24 protein-coding genes and 1 other annotated feature are annotated in these 21642 nt (G+C 56.9%); of the genes, 5 read left to right on the forward strand and 19 right to left on the reverse strand.

Features of this window, described 5'->3' with window-relative positions:
* The first annotated feature begins 16 nt into the window (after positions 1-16).
* Positions 17-1108, forward strand: a complete 1092-nt coding sequence (locus D7X94_RS00755) for a zinc ribbon domain-containing protein (protein WP_120425776.1) — start codon at positions 17-19, stop codon at positions 1106-1108.
* 92 nt (positions 1109-1200) lie between these two features.
* Here D7X94_RS00755 and D7X94_RS00760 read toward each other — a convergent pair whose 3' ends face one another.
* The 10 genes from D7X94_RS00760 to rplJ form a co-directional block, all read right to left on the reverse strand.
* Positions 1201-2079: an MBL fold metallo-hydrolase gene (locus D7X94_RS00760; protein WP_120425777.1), complete on the reverse strand. Its 879-nt coding sequence runs from the start codon at positions 2077-2079 to the stop codon at positions 1201-1203.
* A 23-nt stretch (positions 2080-2102) separates the two neighbouring features.
* A complete protein-coding gene (locus D7X94_RS00765; protein ID WP_120425778.1) occupies positions 2103-2570 on the reverse strand; it encodes a YbhB/YbcL family Raf kinase inhibitor-like protein in 468 nt (155 codons plus the stop codon).
* Between the two features lie 10 nt (positions 2571-2580).
* On the reverse strand, positions 2581-3132 hold the full coding sequence (locus tag D7X94_RS00770) for a helix-turn-helix domain-containing protein (RefSeq protein ID WP_243111058.1): 552 nt from the start codon (positions 3130-3132) through the stop codon (positions 2581-2583).
* 260 nt (positions 3133-3392) lie between these two features.
* Positions 3393-4577: an ABC transporter substrate-binding protein gene (locus tag D7X94_RS00775; protein WP_120425780.1), complete on the reverse strand. Its 1185-nt coding sequence runs from the start codon at positions 4575-4577 to the stop codon at positions 3393-3395.
* On the reverse strand, positions 4574-5389 hold the full coding sequence (locus D7X94_RS00780; RefSeq protein WP_120425781.1) for an ABC transporter permease: 816 nt from the start codon (positions 5387-5389) through the stop codon (positions 4574-4576). The genes D7X94_RS00775 and D7X94_RS00780 overlap by 4 nt, the downstream gene beginning before the upstream one ends.
* On the reverse strand, positions 5386-6213 hold the full coding sequence (locus tag D7X94_RS00785; RefSeq protein ID WP_120425782.1) for an ABC transporter permease: 828 nt from the start codon (positions 6211-6213) through the stop codon (positions 5386-5388). Before D7X94_RS00785 ends, D7X94_RS00780 begins: the two co-directional genes overlap by 4 nt.
* Entirely contained in the window at positions 6197-7348 is a 1152-nt protein-coding gene (gene potA, locus D7X94_RS00790) for a spermidine/putrescine ABC transporter ATP-binding protein (protein ID WP_120425783.1), read from the reverse strand. Before potA ends, D7X94_RS00785 begins: the two co-directional genes overlap by 17 nt.
* Before the next feature lie 961 nt (positions 7349-8309).
* The gene (locus tag D7X94_RS00795) at positions 8310-8675 is read right to left on the reverse strand and encodes a hypothetical protein (protein ID WP_120425784.1); all 366 of its coding nucleotides are present in this window, start codon (positions 8673-8675) and stop codon (positions 8310-8312) included.
* Between the two features lie 229 nt (positions 8676-8904).
* Complete coding sequence (rplL, locus tag D7X94_RS00800) at positions 8905-9288, reverse strand: 50S ribosomal protein L7/L12 (protein WP_442857874.1); 384 nt, start codon at positions 9286-9288, stop codon at positions 8905-8907.
* A 90-nt stretch (positions 9289-9378) separates the two neighbouring features.
* A complete protein-coding gene (gene rplJ, locus D7X94_RS00805) occupies positions 9379-9915 on the reverse strand; it encodes a 50S ribosomal protein L10 (protein ID WP_120425785.1) in 537 nt (178 codons plus the stop codon).
* Between the two features lie 26 nt (positions 9916-9941).
* Positions 9942-10121: a sequence feature (ribosomal protein L10 leader region), on the reverse strand.
* A gap of 120 nt (positions 10122-10241) precedes the next feature.
* On the opposite strand from rplJ, the gene hisH reads away from it, so the two are divergent.
* Both hisH and hisF read left to right on the forward strand, forming a co-directional pair.
* Complete coding sequence (hisH, locus tag D7X94_RS00810; RefSeq protein ID WP_120425786.1) at positions 10242-10847, forward strand: imidazole glycerol phosphate synthase subunit HisH; 606 nt, start codon at positions 10242-10244, stop codon at positions 10845-10847.
* Between the two features lie 235 nt (positions 10848-11082).
* On the forward strand, positions 11083-11853 hold the full coding sequence (gene hisF / locus D7X94_RS00815; RefSeq protein ID WP_120425787.1) for an imidazole glycerol phosphate synthase subunit HisF: 771 nt from the start codon (positions 11083-11085) through the stop codon (positions 11851-11853).
* A gap of 24 nt (positions 11854-11877) precedes the next feature.
* Here hisF and D7X94_RS00820 read toward each other — a convergent pair whose 3' ends face one another.
* The 8 genes from D7X94_RS00820 to rpsT all read right to left on the reverse strand — a co-directional run bounded on the left by D7X94_RS00820 (position 11878) and on the right by rpsT (position 17574).
* Entirely contained in the window at positions 11878-12741 is an 864-nt protein-coding gene (locus D7X94_RS00820; protein WP_120425788.1) for a M15 family metallopeptidase, read from the reverse strand.
* A 270-nt stretch (positions 12742-13011) separates the two neighbouring features.
* On the reverse strand, positions 13012-14754 hold the full coding sequence (locus D7X94_RS00825) for an Rqc2 family fibronectin-binding protein (RefSeq protein WP_120425789.1): 1743 nt from the start codon (positions 14752-14754) through the stop codon (positions 13012-13014).
* An 18-nt stretch (positions 14755-14772) separates the two neighbouring features.
* A complete protein-coding gene (locus D7X94_RS00830; RefSeq protein WP_120425790.1) occupies positions 14773-15237 on the reverse strand; it encodes a GNAT family N-acetyltransferase in 465 nt (154 codons plus the stop codon).
* 27 nt (positions 15238-15264) lie between these two features.
* Entirely contained in the window at positions 15265-15471 is a 207-nt protein-coding gene (locus D7X94_RS00835) for a hypothetical protein (protein ID WP_120425791.1), read from the reverse strand.
* A 172-nt stretch (positions 15472-15643) separates the two neighbouring features.
* Positions 15644-15853, reverse strand: a complete 210-nt coding sequence (locus D7X94_RS00840) for a hypothetical protein (RefSeq protein WP_120425792.1) — start codon at positions 15851-15853, stop codon at positions 15644-15646.
* 151 nt (positions 15854-16004) lie between these two features.
* Complete coding sequence (locus D7X94_RS00845; RefSeq protein WP_120425793.1) at positions 16005-16919, reverse strand: aldo/keto reductase; 915 nt, start codon at positions 16917-16919, stop codon at positions 16005-16007.
* 86 nt (positions 16920-17005) lie between these two features.
* Positions 17006-17155, reverse strand: coding sequence for a hypothetical protein (locus tag D7X94_RS18700; protein WP_199714973.1), 150 nt, complete (start codon positions 17153-17155; stop codon positions 17006-17008).
* A gap of 158 nt (positions 17156-17313) precedes the next feature.
* Positions 17314-17574, reverse strand: coding sequence for a 30S ribosomal protein S20 (rpsT, locus tag D7X94_RS00850; protein ID WP_120425794.1), 261 nt, complete (start codon positions 17572-17574; stop codon positions 17314-17316).
* 507 nt (positions 17575-18081) lie between these two features.
* On the opposite strand from rpsT, the gene D7X94_RS00860 reads away from it, so the two are divergent.
* Positions 18082-18366, forward strand: a complete 285-nt coding sequence (locus D7X94_RS00860; protein WP_120426006.1) for a co-chaperone GroES — start codon at positions 18082-18084, stop codon at positions 18364-18366.
* Positions 18367-18725: 359 nt separating this feature from the next.
* On the forward strand, positions 18726-20351 hold the full coding sequence (groL, locus tag D7X94_RS00865) for a chaperonin GroEL (RefSeq protein ID WP_120425796.1): 1626 nt from the start codon (positions 18726-18728) through the stop codon (positions 20349-20351).
* Positions 20352-20486: 135 nt separating this feature from the next.
* Here the strand turns inward: groL and D7X94_RS00870 are convergent, their stop codons facing one another.
* Positions 20487-21614, reverse strand: a complete 1128-nt coding sequence (locus D7X94_RS00870; protein WP_120425797.1) for a hypothetical protein — start codon at positions 21612-21614, stop codon at positions 20487-20489.
* Positions 21615-21642: the final 28 nt, after the last annotated feature.

The raw sequence follows: 21642 nt of genomic DNA on the forward strand, positions 1-21642 counted from the left end.
AAAAGAGGAATAAGCCATGGTCTGCCCCCGATGTAAAGCCCAGGTCCCCCAAGGAGCCTCCCACTGCCCAAAATGCGGCGCGAAATTCACACGGGGCGTCTACTGCCCCCATTGTCGAGCGGTTATCCCCGCCAGCTCTCCGAAATGCCCTCAATGCGGGAAGCCACTGCGGCAGGCTGGTACAGCCCCACCGGCCTCCAAGGGAAAAGAAAAAAAGCCGCTCACAAAGCGGTGGTGGTTCTGGGGAATCTGCGGGCTCCTTGTCCTGGGCATTCTGGGGAATATCGGACAAGCTCTTTCCGGCGGCGGAGATACCGATTCCATCTCTTCCAGCACGACATCCGCTCCGGAAACCGGCCTTCCTGTCTCCGAGTCCATGGTTACCCCCGCTCCCAGCTCCACACCTCTGAATCTCCTGTTAGCCGCAAACGTGCATGTAAACGATGTAATGAACGGGACAAAGACCGAAAAAATTGGCCAGCGGGCCCATATTAACATGCGAAAATCTGACGCAACGGCTGCCTCCATGGAGGAGTTCACGGCCTTTGTTCAGGAAAAAGTCCGGGACAGCGGCTACAACTGGTGGTCTATTCTCTTTGAGGACGGCACGGGAATCTGCTTCCCCGCCAGCAGCTCTTCAGCCGCCTCCTATGGAGAAGTCGACGAGGAGGGCTGCATTACCCAGGTGGAAGGAGACATCTTTCTGGCTTCCGGCACAAAAGGCTACACCTATGCCCAGCGAACTCCTGCGCCCGAGCCCACGCCAACCCCTGCTTCCACGCCCACGGCCTCTTCCGCGTCCGCTGCCCAAAGCCAAGCAAGTTCCGACACCAGCGGCAAAGCCACAGAAAGTCCGTCAAATGCTTCCAGTAGCAGGGAGACCGCCAGCGAGAACGGCGGCAACGCGGACAATTTTAATGCTCATGACAACCCAGACCAGCAGCAGACATCCGCAAAGTATGTGTTGAATACCAGCTCTATGAAATTCCACTATCCTTCCTGCAAAGACGTAAAAAAGATCGCCGAGAAGAACTACTCCACCTTTGATGGAACTCGGGAGGAGGCAGTAGCCGATGGTTACTCTCCCTGCGGCCATTGCAAACCTTAACCGAATCTCCAAAGGACATAGCCGCGATCCTGTAAATGGGATAAAAGCAATTCGGTCAGAATCGGTTCAAAGGTCAAAATTCTATCCAATTCCTACACCCGTTGCCAAAGCAGCATATTGTTTTCAAACAGAGCGTTCAGCCTGCCGGCGTCCTTCAGCCATGCCAGATAGGAACGGATGGTGCTGCCTACCAGGACATATTGCTCAAAGTTCATTGCCAGCCCATGGTCCGTAAACAGTTTTTGCAGGATGGTCTCAAAGCAGAGCGGCTCCCGGCAGATATCGACAATTTTTTCCGCAATCTCCAACACCTTGTCCATATTGTACTGCACGAGGCCGGCTATATCCTCCGCCGCTTCCGCATGGGCCGGGACGAACAGTTTTGCTTGCAGGAATTTCACCGTCTCCAGGGTTTTCAGATAGGCGGCAACGTCATAGATAAAGCCAATCTGATACTTGTCCAGCGTTTCCCGGCTGGACAGGCAATCCGCCAGATAGACCACATCGTCAGGCGTCCGAAAGCCCACCATGTCAAAAAAGTGTCCGGGCAGGGGGATAAGCTCAAAGCCCTCCGGTAGACATTCCTTCGTTAACTCCTGGGCATCGCTCTCTTGGGCCATGAGGAATTTATGCCGCAGCTCCTTACACGGATAGCCGCCGTATAAAAAGGACGGCTCCAGAATGGGGTGGCGGGTAAAGGCGCAGTCAATTCCCGGCGCGTAGATTTTGCATCCGGTCTGGCCCTGCAAATATCTGTTTCCGCCGATGTGGTCAGCGTTGGAGTGGGTGTTGTAGATGGCTGTGAGCCGCCAGCCGTTGGCATCCAAAAGCTGCCGGACCTTGCGGCCAGCGTCCTTATCATTGCCGCTGTCGATCAGGCAGACGTCCTGCCCGTCCAGCCGCACCAGCCCAATCTTCGCCGGGCTCTGGATGTAATAGCTTCGCTCCGAAACCTGGATCAATTCGTACATAGTTGACATCCTCCTATGGCTTGTTATTCAAAATTCGCAGTCATGGTTCCTTTTTGAAGAATATGGCCTTCCGCTTTCTTTAAAAAGGCTCTTTTTAGAGAATGAACACTTAATTGGACTTCGCAGTCCAGCGCATAGACAGTGAAGCGATAGGTATGTGTTTTCCCGTTTGGCGGTTTTGGCCCCGCGTACCGGTGAAAACCATACCCAACGCCTTGGCAAGCGCCACCCAATCCGGGCACATAACTCCCGGCAGAAATCCCACTGTCCACCCGATTGGCAGCGGGAATGTTCCATATAAGCCAGTGAGTAAAATTCTTGATAGGATGCGATACATCTTCCAATATGATTGCAAGTGTTTTTGCCTGTGGAGACAGGTTCATCAAAATGAACTCTGGCGATTTATCTTGTCCGCGCCCGGTATTTTCTGTTGGGAATATGCCGCCATTTTCTATGCCAGTACAGATAAACTCTAACGTGTCAGCTTTCATATTTGCCCTCCTAACGATTGGGATAAAATATGGTGTTGTAGACCTCGCACCTGTCCCCGGTCAAATTCTGATAGGCGTGGGGAATATCGGCCCGGAAACGGATGGCCTGTTTCTCGCTGACCTCCACCGGCCTGTCTCCCAGAACAAGCCGGAGCGTCCCCCGCAGGACAAAGATGTGCTCCTCCACTCCATCATTGTGCTTGTCTGAGAAATGGCGGCAGCCCGGGTCAAACTCAATGTAGAATGTCTCCACGCTCCGACCCGCCGGGTCATAGGTGAACAGCGGATAGGCTCTCATTTTACCGCTGTCCCCCAAGACCACGTTTGCCTCGTCCGGGCCGGCGGCGGTGTATTCCGTCTGCGGTTCTTCCAGAAAAGCTGACAGTGGTGTTTTCAGTCCCGTGGCGATCTTCCAGAGGGTCGTCACCGTTGGAACGGACTGCCCGCGTTCGATCTGGCCCAGCATGGGCTTGCTCACACCTGTCAGCGCCGCAGTATCATCCAGGGAAAGTGTGCGGGCCATGCGGATGCTTTTCAGCTTCTCACCAATTCTCAAATTCATAGGTTCCATTTTATATCCGCTCCGTATGTTTTCACAAACTAGAAAACTATTATAGCATATTTAACGGATAAATGGAAGCCCACAAAGAAAAAAGTTATTTCCCGTGGTCTTTCCTCTGGAGTCTGATTTAAAACCGAAAAAAGGTCGGGCCCTCTTAAGGAGCGCCCGACCTTTTCTTTATATAGTCACGCAGTTCAAAAGAGGTACTTTATCTCTATTTCAAGCGCGTTTACTATATTATGTTGCAAATGGTGCCAAAGTTACGCCAGCTCTCTCTTCCGCTTGCGACGCTTATAGACAATGATGGCGATATACACCCCCAGAAAGCCCAAGATGATAGCCACCAGCACCGCCGACTCCCCAGGACCGCCCATCTTCACCTCGGCCCAGAGGCTGTCCACCAGCTGGGCAGTCTCCCCCGGCAGGTTCACAAAGACCTGGGTGCGGGACAGCGTCTCCTGGCTGGGGTAGTGCAGCGGGCTCTTTGCCACCTCCGGGTCGATGTACTCCTTGGCGGCGGTCTCCGGGGTGGAATAGCCCACGTAGTCCATATTGGCCCCGGCAATCTCCGGGTCGCAGAGGAAGTTAATGTACTCCTCCGCCTCCGCCTGATGGTCGCTGGTCCTGGGGACGCAGGCTGCGTCCACAAAGAAGTTGGTCCCCTCCTCCGGCACCGCGAAGGAGATGTTCTCCGAGTTGTCCACCAGGATCGCCGCGTCCCCGGCGTAATAGGGGGCGATCCAGGCCTCGCCATTCTCCATCTTGTCGAAGATCTGGTCCATCACGTACCCCTGGAGAATGGGGCGCTGCTGCTTCAGAAGCTCCGCTGCGGCCTGCCAGTCCTCCGGGTCGATGGTGTTCACGTTCTGGCCCAGCAGGAACTGGGCGATGGCGAAGCTGTCCCGGGGGTTGTCGAACATGAGGATCTTCCCCGCGTACTCGTCGTCCCACAGGCTCTCCCAGCTGGTGACCTCCTGGATGTGGTCCGTGTTGTAGAACACCCCCACCACCCCCCAGGTGTAGGGCACGGAGTACCGGTTGTCCGGGTCGTAGTCCGGGTTCCGGAACTGCTGGTCCACATACTGGAAATTGGGGATATTCCCGAAATCCAGCTGCGCCAGCATGTCCTCGTCAATGAGCTTGGACACCATGTAGTCGGAGGGGAAGATCACGTCGTAGTCCGCGCCCCCTCCGGCCAGCTTGGAGTAGAGGGACTCGTTGCTGTCGAAGGTGGTATAGTTCACCCGGATTCCCGTGCGCCGGGTGAACTCCGCGTTCACGTCCATGCTTCCGTCCGTGCCGTTGGCGATGTACTCCCCCCAGTTGTACACATTGATGGTCACCCCCCGGTCTGGGGCGGCCCCGCCATCTTGAGCAAGGGCTCCCACCGGAAGCAGCAGCGCCCCCAGGCAGGCCAGAAAAACAGAAACCAGCCGTCTCATCATCCGTTCTCCTCCATTTCCTGAATCTGCCGGTTCACCTTGGCCGTGCGCACGTTCACCACAATGAGCAGAGCCATCACCGCCGCGAACAGCACCGTGGACAGGGCGTTGATCTCCGGGCTCACCCGCTTGCGGGTCATGGAGTAGATGTAGATGGGCAGGGTCTGGGTGGTGCCGCTGGTGAAGTAGCTGATGACAAAGTCGTCGATGGACAGGGTGAAGGCCATGATCATCCCGGTGACGATGCCCGGCATAATCTCCGGGAGCACCACCTTGAAGAAGGCCTTGACCGGAGGACAACCCAGGTCCTGGGCGGCCTCATAGAGGGCTGGGTCCATCTGCCGCAGCTTTGGCAGCACGGAGAGGATCACATAGGGCAGGCAAAAGGTGATGTGGGCCGCGATAATGGAAGTCATGCCCAGGCTACGCCCTCCGAAGAGCCCCACCGCGAACACAAAGAGCAGCATCATGGACACGCCGGTGACGATCTCCGGGTTCACCATAGGGAAATTGGTGATGTTCATCATAATGCGCTTAGGAAGGCGCTTCATAGAGCTAATGCCAATAGCCGCCACAGTGCCCAGCACGGTGGACACCACCGCCGCGGCCACAGCAATCAGCAGGGTGTTTCGTAGGGCCTCCAGAATCAACCGGTCCTCAAAGAGCTTTTCATACCATTTCAGAGAAAATCCGCTCCATACGGTGCGGCTGGAGGTCTCCGTGTCGTTGAAGGAAAACACGATGAGCACCAGAATGGGTGCATAGAGAAAAAGAAAAATCAAAAAGGTGTAGACGCGTCCGATTGCCTTGGTCACAGCAGCATCCCTCCTCCCGCGTTTGTTTCCCCGTCGTCAAACTGGTTCATAATTCCCATGCAGATCAGGATGATCACCATCAGCACCAGGGAGATGGCGGAGCCCAGGTTGGGGTTGTAGGCGCTGCCCAGGAACTGCATGTCGATCAGGTCCCCGATGAGCAGATTCCCGCCGCCGCCCAGCATCTTGGAGATAATGAAGGTGCTCACCGCGGGCACGAACACCATGGTCACCCCGGAGATCACCCCGGGCATGCTCATGGGCACTACCACCTTGAGAAAGACCTTTCTGCCGTCGGCTCCCAGATCCTGGGCGGCTTCAATCACGCTCTGGTCGATTTTCGTCAGCACCGAATAGAGAGGCAAAATCATGTAGGGGATGTAGTTGTACACCATGCCCAGCACCACGGCCCCGGCGGTGTTGATCATATGGACCCGAGGCAGGCCCAGGGCGGAGAGGGCGGCATTGATCAGGCCGTTGTCCTCCAGAAGGGTCATCCAGGCATAGGTGCGCAGAAGGAAGTTCATCCACATGGGCAGCATCACCAGCATGACCATCACGCTCTGGCGCTTGGCCGGGAGCTTGGAGATGCTGTAGGCCAGGGGGTAGCCCAACACCAGGGAGACTGCCGTGGCCACCGCCCCCAGCCAGATGGACCGGAGAAACACATTGGAATACTGCCCCACGCTGAGGATATTCTCTAGAGTAAAGGTCCCGGACTTGTCCGTAAAGGCGAACCAGGCCACCAGAAGCATTGGCAGCACGATAAATACCGTCATCCACACCGTATAGGGCGCGGAAAGGAGCTTAGAATTCGTTTTCATCGGTGACCTCCTCTGCCTCTTCGCTGGCGGCCATGTCCTCTTCCATCTCGTCGGAGAAGGTGCTGTAGTCGCCGAACATGCCGGAGTACTCCGATTTCGCCATAACGTGGATGTCATCCGGGGTTAGGGAAAGGCCGATCCGGTCCCCTACCTCCCGGTAGTCTGTGGACTGGATCATCCACTTGAAGCCCGCCACGTCCACGATGATCTCGTAGTGGACCCCCTTGAAGGTGACGTTGGTCACCTGGCCGGTGATGTGGGTAGAGTCCGCTTCCACCACATCAATATCCTCTGGGCGAATCACCACGTCCACGGGGCTGTTCTGTCCGAAGCCCTTGTCCAGGCACTGGAACACGTGCCCGGCGAACTTCACCTCGTAGTCCTTCACCATCACGCCATCCAGAATATTGGATTCGCCAATAAAGTCCGCCACAAAGGCGTTCCGGGGCTCGTTGTAGATGTCTGTGGGAGAGCCGATCTGCTGAATTACGCCCCCATCCATCACCACCACCCGGTCTGACATGGACAGGGCCTCCTCCTGGTCGTGGGTGACGAACACGAAGGTGATTCCGGTCTGCTGCTGGAGCTTTTTCAGCTCTACCTGCATGTCCTTGCGCAGCTTCAGGTCCAGGGCGGAGAGGGGCTCGTCCAGCAGCAGCACCTTGGGCTCGTTTGCCAGGGCCCGGGCCATCGCCACCCGCTGCTGCTGCCCGCCGGAGAGTTGTCCCACACCCCGGTGGGCGTAGCCGGTGAGGTTCACCATGCTGAGCATCTCGTGGACCGTGCGCTTCACCTCGGACTCCTTCTTCCCCTTCAGGCGCATCCCGAAGGCAATGTTGTCGTACACGTTCAGGTGGGGGAACAGGGCGTACTTCTGGAAGATGGTGTTCACCTCCCGCTTATGAGGGGGCAGGGCGGTGATGTTTTTTCCATAAAAAAAGACCTCGCCCCCGTCCGGCTTGATAAAGCCTCCGATGGTTCTGAGCACGGTAGTTTTTCCACAGCCCGAAGGGCCCAGAAGAGTAACAAACTCCCCGTCGTGGATGTCCAGGTTAAATCCGGACAAGACCTGCTCGCCATCATAAGACACGGCAATGTCTTTCATGGAGATGATAGAGCTTTCCCTTGTGTTCATTTCTGTGCGTCTCCTTTGCGGCCACCAAAGCAAGCGCTGGCAAGGAGAAAATACGCCTCTGGCCAAAAAATGCTTCTGGTGGATGATAAAATTAGGTTGCGTGTCTTTCGTTATTCACAACATAACCCGGTCCGGAATAGGGCCCGCTGCCTCCCGCAAAGGATTTTAGGTCCTCCCAATAAGGGATGGCCGGAGCAGCGTAACCGAACCGCTTTTATGGCCGCGGACCTCCTGAAAGCGCGGCCTTTTTACAGATGCAAACGCAATATACATACTATACGAAAAAACGCGGGATTTGTCAAGGGAGAAATTTGAGGGGCAGTGCGAGTGCTTTTTTGAAGTAGTAGGAGGCCTCCGGCGGGGAGGGGTTCCGCCCCTCCACGCCTCCAAACTTTTTGAAAAGAAGTTTAAGACGTTACCTTCGGTAAGTCTCAAAAACTTTTACCTTGGTTAGCTGATTGCGATAAAGCCAGACACATCGGCCGGTCCAGCTGGTCAAAACTTGGCAAGGCCAAGTTTACACCTGGTCGTCGTGTGGGGGTGCTGGTCCCCTGTGGGGACCGTCAAGCACCGACCGAACCGGCAGGTGAGACCGAAACCCCACGATCTTGCCGTAGGGGTGAGCGTGTGCCTGTGGCACACAAGCCGCGAACCGACCGAGCCGGCAGGCGAGAGTACGCCCTTTGGCCCGGAGGCCACTCCGTATGACTTTCAAAAACGATAACCCTCTAGCAAGCTGAGAGCGCCCGCACCCAGCTTGGCAGAGTTTTGCGAAGCAAAACTCATGACACACCGCGAAACCCAGCCTGCTCCTTTCGCCTCGCTTGGCGCGGTGTGCCGGAGGCCTTCTATTACTCAAAACAAAATTCCGCCAGTAGCGCCGTTCTGGGCAAAAAATTGAGCCGGCAATAAATGCCGGCTCAATTCGAGGTAAAATATGAAAGGACGAAAACCCTTATACTCAATATTTATGGCCAAAAGTTCCTTGCAGGCTCATATTTTTTCTAGGTCGATAGCTCTGGCGGCTCTTTTTATTGTCACACCCCGCACGCTTGGATCTGGCAAAAGCCAAAAACCCCGCCACCGGAATAACTAACATTGCAAGAAATCCTATGGAACTGGCTACAAAGGAGATTTCAGGACAACCCTCCGCCGGGGCTGAAAGCTCTGCCGTTTCCTCTTCTTGATCCCGTACCTGTCGAAGATACCGATCCGCAGCAGCTTCTGGGCTTACATGGCTGGCCGCGCTCAATACCGCCACCACGCCTAAAGTAACCACAAGCACCAACAGAAATGTAAGAAACTTTCCCAAACCTTTCCGAACCATCTTGGCCTCCCAACGTCCTACGGACGATGAATTATGTCTATCGAAAATTACATTTTAATCACAAGTGTTACAAATTGGTTACATTTTATCATGGATTGCGAGAAATTGCAAGCGTATTTCAAAATATTAACACTTTGTTCACAATTTTGCGAAAATCGAATAAACATTATAAAATATAGAAAGGACAGGCAAGCGCCACGCACCTGCCTGTCCCAGTTCTTTGCAAAACTTACTTCAGCTCAACCTCAGCGCCAGCCTCATCCAGCTTGGCCTTCAGAGCCTCGGCATCGTCCTTGGAGATGCCTTCCTTTACAGCCTTGGGAGCTCCGTCAACCAGAGCCTTTGCTTCCTTCAGGCCCAGGCCAGTGGCTTCCTTCACAACCTTGATCACATTGATCTTATTGGCGCCGGCGGACTTCAGGATCACGTCAAATTCCGTCTTTTCCTCGGCGGCAGGAGCATCGCCGGCAACGGGAGCGGCAACGGCAACGGCGGCGGGAGCGGCAGCGGATACGCCGAATTCCTCTTCCAGAGCCTTAACCAGCTCGGAGAGCTCCAAAACGGTAAGGGCCTTTACTTCTTCAATCAGGTTGGTTACTTTCTCAGACATGATAATTTCCTCCAAATCATTATAATTGTCTTTGCTCAAGTATTTCTTACGCAGGCACACAAACACAGCTCGCCTGCAAGGCAGTTCCATTCCTTATGCGGACTGCTTCTCGGCAATGGCGTTCAGCGCAATGACCAAACCGCGCATCACACCGCTGCACACATTGGCAAAGCCCTGGATGGGGCCATTCAAGCCGCCAAGGACCTGGGCCACCAAAACCTCCTTGGGGGGCAGCTTTGCCAGCCGCTCAATGCTGGCCGCGTCTACCGCGCCGCCGTCAATAAAGCCGGCTTTCACGGCAAAATCAGTGTTGGGATTGGCCTTTACATAGTCGGCAAAGATCTTCGGGGCCTCGGTGTATCCCTTGTCGCTGTAGGCAATGGCAGTTGAGCCGCTCAGGTACTGGTCCAGGCCGTCAATCCCCGCTTCTTTGAACGCACGGGAAAGCAGGGTGTTCTTCACAACCTTGTACTCGCAGCCAGCCTCCCGCAGCTGCTTACGCAGCTTAGTGTCCTTTTCCACGGAAATGCCGCTGTAATTTACCAGCACGCCTACATTGGCGGCTTTGAAAGCCTCGCAGAGTTCAGAAACCTGCTGCTTCTTCTGCTCCAGAATTTTCTCGCTGGGCAATTTGTTTCACCTCCGTCACATGTGGTTCGTCCAAAACAAAAGCGCCCCTCCCGGCGGAAAGGCGGGAAAAGCGCTGGAATTTAATCTGTCAACCGGAGGCGGACCTCCTGTTCCATACGCTTATCTTCCCTCGGCAGGCCGGATATCCGTTTACCGGCGCGAAACCGCGCCGTACCTGCTGTCTTTGGTTGGACAGCTTGTTTATTATAGCACTTTCCAGAAGATCTGTCAACTCCAAATTCAGTCACTCCCTCTGAAATCCTGGTCTTGACAAGCTCTCTTTCTTATAGTATACTTTACTTTATTATAGCAGCGAGGTGAATCGCATGATTGCAATCATTGACTACGGCGCGGGGAACCTGCAGAGCGTGGAAAAGGCCCTGCGTCATATTGGCTGCGACTGCCTGGTGACCAGCGACCCCCAGCGGCTGGCAGAAGCCCAAAGCGCAATTTTGCCAGGCGTGGGAGCCTTTGGGGAGGCAATGTCCGCTCTTCGATCCCGAAGGCTGGAACCGGCCATTGGGGACTTTGTGGCCTCCGGCCGCCCTTTTTTGGGAATCTGCCTGGGCCTGCAGGTGTTGTTTGATACCAGCGAGGAATCCCCCGGCGTAGCGGGCTTGGGACTGCTGCGGGGAAAAATTCTGCGCCTGCCGGAAGATTCCGGGCTGAAGATCCCCCACATCGGCTGGAACTCCCTGGAGATCACCCGTCTTGGAAAACTTCTTTCGAACCTTCCTCCAGAACCCTACCTTTATTTCGTCCACTCTTATTATTTACAGGCGGAGGGCAGCGTGGTTGCCGCCACAGCCCAATATGGAGCCACCATTCATGCGGCGGTAGAGTACGGGAACCTGTGGGCCTGCCAGTTCCACCCGGAAAAAAGTGGAGAAACAGGTTTGCAAATCCTACGCAATTTTGCCGCCCAAAAGTGAGGGCCCCTGCCAATGGAATGCCGCGCGGGCAAAATCTAGGGCGTGTTTCCATAAGATTGGTACGCGGATTTTCGAGCAAAAATTTTGCAGGATTCAAGGCGAAAACCGCAAGAAAACCTGTCTGTCGGTTTTCGAGGATTTTTAACATAGAAGCCTGTAAAATTTGCCGAAAAGGCGTGTGCGTTAGCTTTATATGAACACGTCCTAACTAAAATCTGCGAAGGGAGAGCGCAATATGTACGCAAAACGGATCATTCCCTGTCTGGACATCAAAGACGGCAGGGTGGTAAAGGGCACCAATTTCGTGGGCCTGCGGGATGCGGGGGACCCTGTGGAGGCCGCCAAAGAATATGACCGCCAGGGCGCGGACGAGCTAGTACTGCTGGACATCAACGCCTCCGCCGACAGCCGGGGAATCTTAACCCAGGTGGTGGAGGGGGTTGCCAACAGCATTTTTATCCCCTTTACGGTGGGAGGCGGCATTCGAACGGTGGACGACTTTACCGCCATTCTTCGGGCCGGAGCGGACAAGGTGTCCATAAACTCAGCGGCCCTCCGGCGGCCCCAGCTGATTCAAGAAGCCGCAGAGAAATTCGGCAGCCAGTGCGTAGTGGTGGCCATGGACGCAAAGCGCCGTCCAGAAGGAGGATGGACTCTCTATCTGAACGGCGGTAGGGTGGACACCGGCAAAGACGCGGTGGAATGGGCCCGGGAGGTCCAGGCACTGGGCGCGGGGGAAATCCTGCTGACCAGCATGGACCGGGACGGCGTTCAAACCGGCTATGACCTGGAGCTGACCCGGGCGGTTTCAGAAGCGGTAAGCATTCCGGTGATTGCTTCCGGAGGCGCGGGAGAACTGGGCCATTTCTATGACGCTTTTACCGCCGGAAAAGCGGACGCGGTTCTGGCTGCCTCCCTGTTCCATTTCGGGCAGATGAGCATCCCCCAGCTGAAAACGTATCTGGCTGGGCGAGGAGTGCCGGTGCGGCCGGCGGAGCCGGCGTAACCGGCCCGCATCCTAAATCAAATTCTAATCCTCCAGATAGCTCACATACTCTTCCAGGCACATGGAGAGCTGCTGCATGGCGGCGGCATTCTTTCCTCCCACATACCGCAGCACTGTGGGATCAGCTTTCATATTCGTATAGTCCTCTTTGTCCTCCGGATACCGGAACACAAAGCCATAGCGGCCCATATTGGTCTTGAGCCAGGTGTAGGTTTTGGACTGGGCAAAGGTTTCGCTGTCCGCCGCCAGCCGCAGACAGAGCCCTGTCTGAAAATCACTCTCCCCCGCCCGGGGGGCTTGGGCCCTAGCGTCTGTCTTAGCCATCACCTTGCTGGTGTTGCCCTCGTCCAGCAGCTCCTGCACTTTTGCCTGAAAGCGCTGCTCTTGATCCTCAAAAGAGACATAGCCATCGGTAAAAAACAGCACCAGGTCGTCCTCTTTTGCGGCGGAGGTAAGCTGGCGCAGAGCGTCGGTAATCCGGGAGTCCACCTGGATATTCTCCATCTGGGCTAATTTGGGCTGGTAGGTTGGATTGGGAAAGATCTCGTTGATTAAAAACAGGCTCACCGCGTCATCGTAAACAGGTAGGCCCATGTCGTCATACTCGGGAAGCGGCTCCGCCTCGTCCGGCTGGCCAGCTGCTTCCACTGGGGTAATCAGTTCCTGATGGAAATAGGGGACCAACCCAAACCAAACAAGAAGCCCGGCAATAACGGAGACGCCCAGAATAACCGCCGCGGCTACCAGTCTGGACCAGATTTTCAACCGTCGGGCAGCCTGATGCTGGGCCTGCTTTTCTTGAGAGACAAACATGCTCCGGCGGCCCAGACCCAGCTGGCCCCGGCTTCCATTGCCGATAGAATATTGTTTTCGCCTGCGCCTTGCCAAGCCCCCACCTTCTTTTCTTAGAATTGCTGTTTCTTTTATTATACACCAACCGGGCGAAAAAAGAAACTGCAATTTTTATGTATAGCTTTTGAAAGTAATACTGTGTGGCCTCCGCCGCCACAGATCGGCGGCTCCGGCGGTTCAGGGGTTTCACCCCTGAAAACCCCACCACCTTTGAAAAGGTGGACGAAACTTTTAACCTGGATAGCCTTAGCCGGTCCATCTGGCCAAAACACACTCTTAAAAAGTATACATTCATTCTAAAGACCGTCATGATCCGCCTTGGCTGGGATTCACAAAAACGGTCTTATAGTTCACGTAGATCACCATACCGGGCCGGGCGCCCTGGGGCTTGCTCACATGGCGCACCTGGGTGTAGTCCACCGGCACCTGGGCGGAGTCCTTGGCCTTGCTGTGCCGGGCCGCCAGCACCGCCGCCTCCTCCATGGCCTGGGCCGTGGGCTCCCGGCCCTCGGTCACCAGCACCGTATGGGAGCCGGGGATGTTCTTCGTGTGGAACCAGATGTCGTTGTTGTTGGCCAGCTTCATGGTCAGCCGGTCGTTCTGGCGGTTGTTCCGGCCTACCAGCACTGTGAAGCCGTCGGAGGTGGTAAAGCGCAGGGGCTCGCTCACCGCCGGGGGCTTCTCCTTTTTTCCCCTGGCCCGCACATAGCCCTGCTCCCGCAGCTCCGCCCGGATCTCCGCCAGATCCCGCTCCGTCTGGGCCCGTGCCAGGGCGTCCAGCACCGAGTCCAGATAGACCAGCTCCTTCCCCGCCAGCTCGATCTGCTCCGTGAGCTTCTCCTCGGCGGTCTTGGCCTTGCGGTACTCCTTGTAGTACTTCTGGGCGTTCTGGTTGGGGGTGAGGGCCGGGTCCAGCTTGATGTGGCACAAGGGCTGGCCCTCCTCGTAGAAATTGGGCAGGTCGGCGCTCTCGGCCCCCTTCTCCAGATTGTAGAGGTTGGCGCTGAGAAGGTCCCCGGCCACCCGCAGGGTCTCCCGCTGGGCGCACTGGTCCAGCTCCCCCCGCTGGGCGCTGATCTTCCGGGCTAGCCGCTCCGAGTGATTGGAGAGTAGCCGCAGCAGGTCCTGCTCCCGCACCCGCATCCGCTCCAGCTGGTCCCGCTCCCGGTAGAAATCGTCCAGCAGCTGGGAGAAGCTCTCCCCCTGACGGACCACCGCCGAGGTGCCGTACTGCCGGATGTCCACGAAAGAGAAGTCCATGGGCTTCTTTTGCAGATTCACCGCCATGTGGGGTGTGCCGGACACGTCCAACACCGTTTCCCGCAGCTTCTGGTAGAAGAAGCCCAGCCGGAAGGCCTCCTCCTCTCCCAGAGTCATGGTGGTGAGCTCCCGGCCCCGACCCGCCTGGTGGGCCAGTTCCCGGCATACTACCGGGGACGCCCCCTGCAAAACCGCCAAAAGTCCCTTGGAGAGCTCCAGGTCCCGGGGCAGGGCCCGAAGGGCCTCCAGCACCTGCTGGGAGGAGGCTGTGAGCATACAGAGCTTGTCCTGGGGGGGCGGCAGGCGGTAGGTGAGCCCGGGCAGCACCAGCCGCTGGGAGCTCATCTCCGCGTCCACCCGCTTCAGGGCATCGATGATCTTTCCGTCCGGGCCGGTGAAGATCAGGTTGCTGTACCGGCCCATGATCTCCATGGTGAGGGTGAGGGTCACGTGGTCCCCCAGCTCGTCGATGGAGTCGAAGTCAAAGTGCAGCACCCGTTCCAGCTCCGGCTGGCGGATGGCGGTGAGCCGGGCTCCCTGGAGTTTCTTGCGCAGCAGCATGCAGAGCATGGGGGGCTGCTTGGGATTTTCCAGGGGGATGGCGGTCAGGTGGACCCGGGCGCTGTTGGCCCGGGCGGAGAACAGCACCTTTCCGGCGGTGTCGTACCCCCGGAAAGCCACCACCAGTTCCTCCCGGTTGGGCTGGTGGATTTTGTCCACCCTGGCCCCCAGGAGCTGATTCTCCAATTCCTTTTTGATATGGCGCAAAAACGCCCCGTCTAGTGCCATTTTCTGTTCCTTTCTCTATTACAGGTTTCGTTCCATGACCTTTCTCCGCTCCTGGAAGCCCCGGCTCTCATACAGGCCAATGGCCGGAAGATTCTCGCTGAGCACCCCCAGCTCGATAAACTCTGACCCCCGGTCCCTGGCCCAGTGCTCCACGGCGTCTAGCAGGGCCTTGCCCACACCCTGGCCCCGGCGGCTCTCGGTGACTACAAGGTCCATCAGGCAGGTATAACGGCGGGGGCGGAAACAGGGGTATTCCGGGGTGTTCTGGCAGCGCACCAGGGCGAAGCCCAGCACCTCTCCGGAGGGCTCCCTGGCCACCAGGATGTCCCCCTCCGGGCTGTCCAGCATGGCGCGGAGAAAGTCTGGGCTCTGGGAGGCGGGCCGGAAATTCTCCGGCTGCAAAGCGGCCATACGGGCATAGAGCTCCTCATAGAGCCTCCCCACGGTCTCCAGGTCCCCGATATTTGCCGGTTCAATTCTCATGGCGTCCTCCTTCGCTGGTATGACTTCTCAGGACTTGATTATGTAATAGACCACGTATACCCAGCTCAGAAGGCCGTGGAAAATTGCCCAGCCCACAGAGTGCCAGTTACAATAGCTGATCACCATGGCCAGGGCGCTGCCAAAGGTAATGCCGGTTTTCACCGACTTTTTGAGGCCATCCTTTTTGCCGTCTCTGTTGGCTTCATACGTTTCTTGTGCTTCGTGGTTTTCCATTGTTCTCTCCTTGTGTCAGATTATGTTATGAAGGGCTGCACACCGCGCCTAGGGCGTGCGAACACTTGTGTGAACACGCCCTAGTATGTGGGATGCTGATTTTCTGCTGCCAAAGCGCTGTCACATTTTATTATAGCAAATCCCAATAAATTAGCAACTATTTTTTGAAATCTTACGCATCAGCAGCTTTCTCCTCATCCCCCTCATTACAAGGGGTTACCGCCATGTTCAAATAACCAGCAGGCAGGAACATTTTCCCATCTCCATGACAAGCAGGAATCTGAAAATCATATATAGAGAAATTTTCCATACGTATTGAATATGCTCTTATATATCTTTCTCTCAAGAGGCTAATCTGTTTTTGCTGTCCATCCACTGCCACACACTCGCAGCCTTTAAAAAGAGCGCTGGTCTCCAATGGAGACCAGCGCCGTCCGAACCGAGGAAGTTCCTGGGTGGGGAGCGTTTTGACCTGACCGAGTCGGCAGACGAGACCAGGTGAGAGGAAATCCCTAGCCGCCGGAACCGTCTCCTTATGGCAGCCTGTTTCCGGCGGCCAGATACAGGGCATACCAGTCCTGGCGGGAAAGGTTTACGTCGCAGGCGGTGCAGAAGTCTTGGAGGCGCTGGACATTGGTAGTGCCGCAAATGGCCTGAATCCGCGCGGGATGGCGGAGAATCCAGGCAATGGCCAGAGTCTGAGGGCTTGCTCCATATTTTTCCGAAAGCTCCCGGAGCTTCTGGTTCAGCTCCGGACACTTTTCGTTATCCAAAAAGACGCCTTCAAAAAAGCCGTACATTAAAGGGGACCAGGCCTGAACGGTAATCCTGTGGAGACGGCAAAAGTCCAGAACCTCTCCGTCCCGGTCTGCAGCGCCGGGGAAAGGGGTGTTGGCGCTCAGGGCATGGGTGACCAGCCCGGTACACATAAGGCCGAACTGAAGCTGGTTTACCAACAGCTTCTGCTTGAGGCCGGACTGCAAGAATTCCAGCTGCCGGGCGCTGAAATTGCTTACGCCAAAGCGTAGCACCTTGCCGGAGCTCTCCAGGGCGTTGAAAGCGGCGGCAACCTCTTCCGGCTCCATCAGGGCGTCGGGGCGGTGGAGAAGGAGCAGATCCAGCCGGTCGGTGCCCAAACGGCGGAGGATGCCCTCCACGCTCTCCAGAATGTGTTCCTTGGAGAAATCATACATCTCCTTGCGGATGCCGCATTTTCCCTGAATAATCACCTTGTCCCGCAGGCCGGGCTCTTCCGCCAGCACCCGGCCGAAGGCCTCTTCGCAGGCTCCCCCGCCATAGATATCCGCGTGGTCAAAAAAATTCGCGCCGCCGTCCAGGGCGGTGTGGATGTACCGGGACAGGGCCGGATGCTCCAAAGACGTGATGCGCATACAACCCACAGCAATGGCAGGGGCTTTCAGCTCCCCGCCGATATGGATATATTTCATAGTTCAATCCTCCTTGGAAACAATGAATGCAAAAAACGGCATGTCCACCCGCAGGCGGCGCATACCGTTTCCCGTTCGTAGCCCGCTTACTGAATAGAGCAGTCCAGATAATGCTCCAGTTCCTCTTCGTCCTTCTTATGATCCAGATAGAGCATCAGGGCGGTTATAGAGGCTGCCACAGCCGCGATGGCGGTGATCAGGCCGATCAACAGAGTGAGCTTGGTTCCCTTCTTCATAGATGGACACCTCCGGTGAGAAAGATGATAGAAAATTCTAAAGAAATAATACCCAAATTTTCAGAAAAAGTCAACAGGCCCGTGGAGATTTTTTAAAAACAAAAAGGCCCGGCGCCCAAGGAAACCGGGCTCCAAGCCTCTGCGGCGAGAATAAAAAATTATGCGCCGACGCTCAGCTTCTTGTCCAGAGCGGCCTTTTTGTGGGCGGCGTTGTTCTTGTGGATAATACCCTTGGCGGCAGCCTGATCTATCTTCTTCATGGCGATGCGCACCTCGGCCAGCTTATTATCGGCATTGCTGTCGATGGCGGCGTTGGCCTTTTTGATCTGGGTTTTCAGCTGGGAATTGGCGGCCCGGTTCTGCAGGGTCTTTGTGGCGATAACCTTCACGCGCTTTTTAGCGGATTTGATGTTTGGCAAGCGTAACACCTCCTTACCCATCGGCTTACTGGAGATAATCATAGCACAAAGCGCCGGAAAATGCAAGGCTTTTTTTCTTGTCCGCGCGGTCCGGCCTCTTTTGGGCTTTCCGGCGTTTTTCTTTAATTTATATGGTCGCGCCCCGGCCTTTGGGAAAGAGAGGGAGGCTTTCGGCCCGCGGGGAAGGCGGCCAGGCTCTCCGCGCGGGCCGAAAGCCTTTCCGGGTCCACCTGGATTCGGCTGTGCGCCAAAAAAACATCCGGGAAATATGACGGAATTGTTAAAAGTCAAAAAAATCCAAAAAGACTCTTGACTTTTACTGACCATGTGATTAGAATAGGTTTAGCACTTGGAAGTTGCGAGTGCTAAAACGCCGGGGAGGAAGCCCGGCAGGTAAAGCTGGTATTTCTATTTTACCGGTTATCCGGTTCTCGCCACCCCGCAGGCGAAAAGCGCGGGGAGAAAGGAAGGGCCCGGCAAACAAATTATGGGCCCAGGGTGTTTGATATGAAGGTAAAGCCTCTTCTGGACAGAGTCCTGATTCAAACCGAGGATGCCGAGGAGACCACAAAGAGTGGCATCGTGCTGGCTGCCAAGAGCCAGGAGAAGCCCCAGATCGCCCGCGTGGTGGCCGTGGGCCCCGGCGGCGAGGTGGACGGCAAGGAGATCAAGATGTACCTCAAAGAGGGCGACCGGGTGATCTCCGCCAAGTATAGCGGCACCGAGGTGAAGATCGACGGCCAGGAATACACCATCGTCAAGCAGAGCGACATCTTGGCTGTGGTGGAGTAAGACAAACGGGATAGGGGTCTCCTGCGAGAGGCTTTGTCTCGCCTGCTCCGCAGTCGAGATAGGGAACCCCCGACGAGGGTTCCCTACGCAAAACGTCCCACCGGGACGTTTATGCTACCCTCCTGCGTTGTTTTCTCAGGAGTATAAGGGCAAGACCGTGGGACTCCGTCCCACACCCTGCAACCTTTGAAAAGGTTGACGAAACTTTTACGTTGGCTGGCTAGGCGAAAACGTGAAAATTTCTGCGACGAACGAAGTGAGGAAGCAGGGGAAAAGTTTTTGATCAAACTTTTTTCAAAAATTTTGCGGAGTGTGAGGCGGAGCCTCACGACCTTAAATAAAGAAAGGAACGATGCGATATGGCTAAGAAAATTGTGTACGGCGAGGACGCCCGCAAGGCTCTTCTCAGCGGCGTGAACCAGCTGGCCGATACCGTGAAGATCACTCTGGGCCCCAAGGGCCGCAACGTGGTGCTGGATAAGAAGTTCGGCGCGCCCCTGATCACCAACGACGGCGTGACCATCGCCAAGGAGATCGAGCTGGAGGACGCCTATGAGAACATGGGCGCCCAGCTGGTGAAAGAGGTCGCCACCAAGACCAACGACGTGGCCGGCGACGGCACCACCACCGCCACCCTACTGGCCCAGGCCCTGGTCCGGGAGGGCATGAAGAACGTCACCGCAGGGGCCAACCCCATGGTTCTGCGCAAGGGCGTGCAGAAGGCCACCGAGGCCGCTGTGGAGGCCATCGTGAAGAACTCCAACAAGGTCAGCGGCACCAAGGATATCGCCCGGGTCGCCGCCGTCTCCTCCAGCAGCGACGAGATTGGTCAGCTGATCGCCGACGCCATGGAGAAGGTCACCTCCGACGGGGTTATCACCGTGGAGGAGAGCAAGACCGCCGAGACCTACAGCGAGGTGGTCGAGGGCATGATGTTCGACCGGGGCTATGTCACCCCCTACATGGCTACGGATACCGACAAGATGGTCGCCGAGCTGGATGACCCCTATATCCTCATCACCGACAAGAAGATCTCTAATATCCAGGAGATCCTGCCCCTCTTGGAGCAGATCGTCCAGAGCGGCAAAAAGCTGCTGATTATCGCCGAGGACATCGAGGGTGAGGCCCTCACCACCCTGATCCTCAACCGCCTGCGGGGCACCTTCGTGTGCGTGGCCGTTAAGGCTCCCGGCTTCGGCGACCGCCGCAAGGAGATGCTGGTGGACATCGCCACCCTCACCGGCGGACAGGTGATCTCTGAAGAGGTAGGCCTGGATCTGAAGGACACCACTATGGACCAGCTGGGCCGCGCCCGCCAGGTGAAGGTGGACAAGGAGAACACCATCATCGTGGACGGCGCCGGGGACAGCGAGGCCATCAAGGCCCGTGTTGGCCAGATCCGCAGCCAGATCGAGACCACCAGCAGCGAGTTCGACAAGGAGAAGCTCCAGGAGCGCCTGGCCAAACTGGCCGGCGGCGTGGCTGTGATCAAGGTGGGCGCTGCCACCGAGATCGAGATGAAGGAGAAGAAGCTGCGCATTGAGGATGCCCTGGCCGCTACCAAAGCCGCTGTGGAAGAGGGCATCGTGGCCGGCGGCGGCACCGCCCTCATCGATGCCATCCCCGCCGTAAAGGCCTATGTGGACTCTGCCGAGGGTGACGAAAAGACCGGCGCGGCCATTGTGCTGAAGGCTCTGGAGGAGCCCGTGCGCCAGATCGCCGCCAACGCCGGCATCGAGGGCTCCGTGATCGTGGAGCGCCTTAAGACCGAGCAGAAAACCGGCTATGGCTACAACGCCCTCACCGGCGAATTCCAGGACATGATTGAGGCCGGCATCGTGGATCCCACCAAGGTGACCCGCTCCGCCCTGGAGAACGCCTCCTCCGTGGCCGCCACCATCCTGACCACCGAGTCCCTGGTCGCGGACATTAAGGAGCCCACGCCTCCCGCCGCTCCCGCTCCCGACATGGGCGGCATGTACTAAGAAAGATAAGCCAATCATAGTCCCGCGCTTTTGGCGATATTAAATTGAGAAGCCAGCGCTCACTTCACCGGTGGGTGCTGGTTTTCTTTCACCCAGGGGTTCGCCGCCTAACTTTTAGAATCCAATTTTCCGGCTCTATAGTGCCGTAGCGTCCTCCATAAGGCCCGTCCGCAGAGGCCCGCGAACGTTTACCGCGCTGACCACGTACTCCGGCAGCTTCCGGTAGCCGGGCGCCACGCATTCACAGCAGCCGCCGGACTTAAAGTCATCCGCCAGATCCTCCAGCAGCTGCCGGGCCCCCGCCGGATCGGTCTTTCGCAGCACATACCAGACCCACCCGCTGGCAGTAGCCCAATAGGCCCCGTTTTGATACTCGCCGGGAAGGACCTCGATCAGCAATTTCTGCCAGGGGGCGGCGTCGGGCAGATGGCAGGCCTGGCCCCGATACAGATACCGGGACTGATTCTCCGTGAGCCAGCGGGCCAGGGCTTGACGCCGTTCCTCAGAGGCGGGAAAGCCAATATACAGCAGGAACGCCGCGCCCCACACGTCCGGCTGGCGGCAGTCCAGTTCCGCCGCGAAATATAATCCGCTCTCCGGATCGTAGAGCTGTTCCAGATGCTGTTCCACCCGCCGGGCCCGATTTTCATATCCGGCGGCCAGCGCTTCCCGTCCTCCGCACCGGCGGAACAGCTCCGCCAGCTGGCGGCAGGCACGCCAGTACAGCAGCGACTCATAGAACAGCCGTCCGGTTTTACACACCGTATCGGTGAAGCCATAGGGAGAATGAGGGTGGGCCGGGTCGTTATATACCAGACCATCCGGGCTCAGGGGGATGCAGGCCATGCCCTTGTCCAGCGCGTCCACCCACCGGCCTAGGGCAGCGGCGGAGGCGCCGGGCAGCTCCAGATAGCTGTGGACCACGGACACCAGAAAAGGCGTGTTGTCCAGGTTTGCCAGCCCCACCGGAGAGCCCTTGGCCCCGGCGGAATACACCGGGCAGCCGTCGGCCTCCACCCGGTCGGGAATCCAGCCGTCCTGCCGCTGGCCCAGAAGAATGAATTCGATGCACTGTTCCAGCTCTTGGGGCCGAAACAGGTCCCCGCAGTACTCTGCCATATATCCCAGGTCCCGAACCCACAGGGCGTCGTAGTTGCCCACGCCGTCGGGGGTGAAGAGCACTGTGCCGTCAGTGGCGGTCTTTTTGCAGCCTTCCAGCAGCCGCCGGGAAAGGCCGGTAAAATAGTGGAGGTATTCTGTCATAGCAGGTGATGCCTTTCTGCAATAGATT

It is taken from the genome of Acutalibacter sp. 1XD8-33, assembly GCF_003612555.1.
In the GTDB taxonomy this organism is placed as follows: Bacteria; Bacillota; Clostridia; order Oscillospirales; family Acutalibacteraceae; genus Acutalibacter.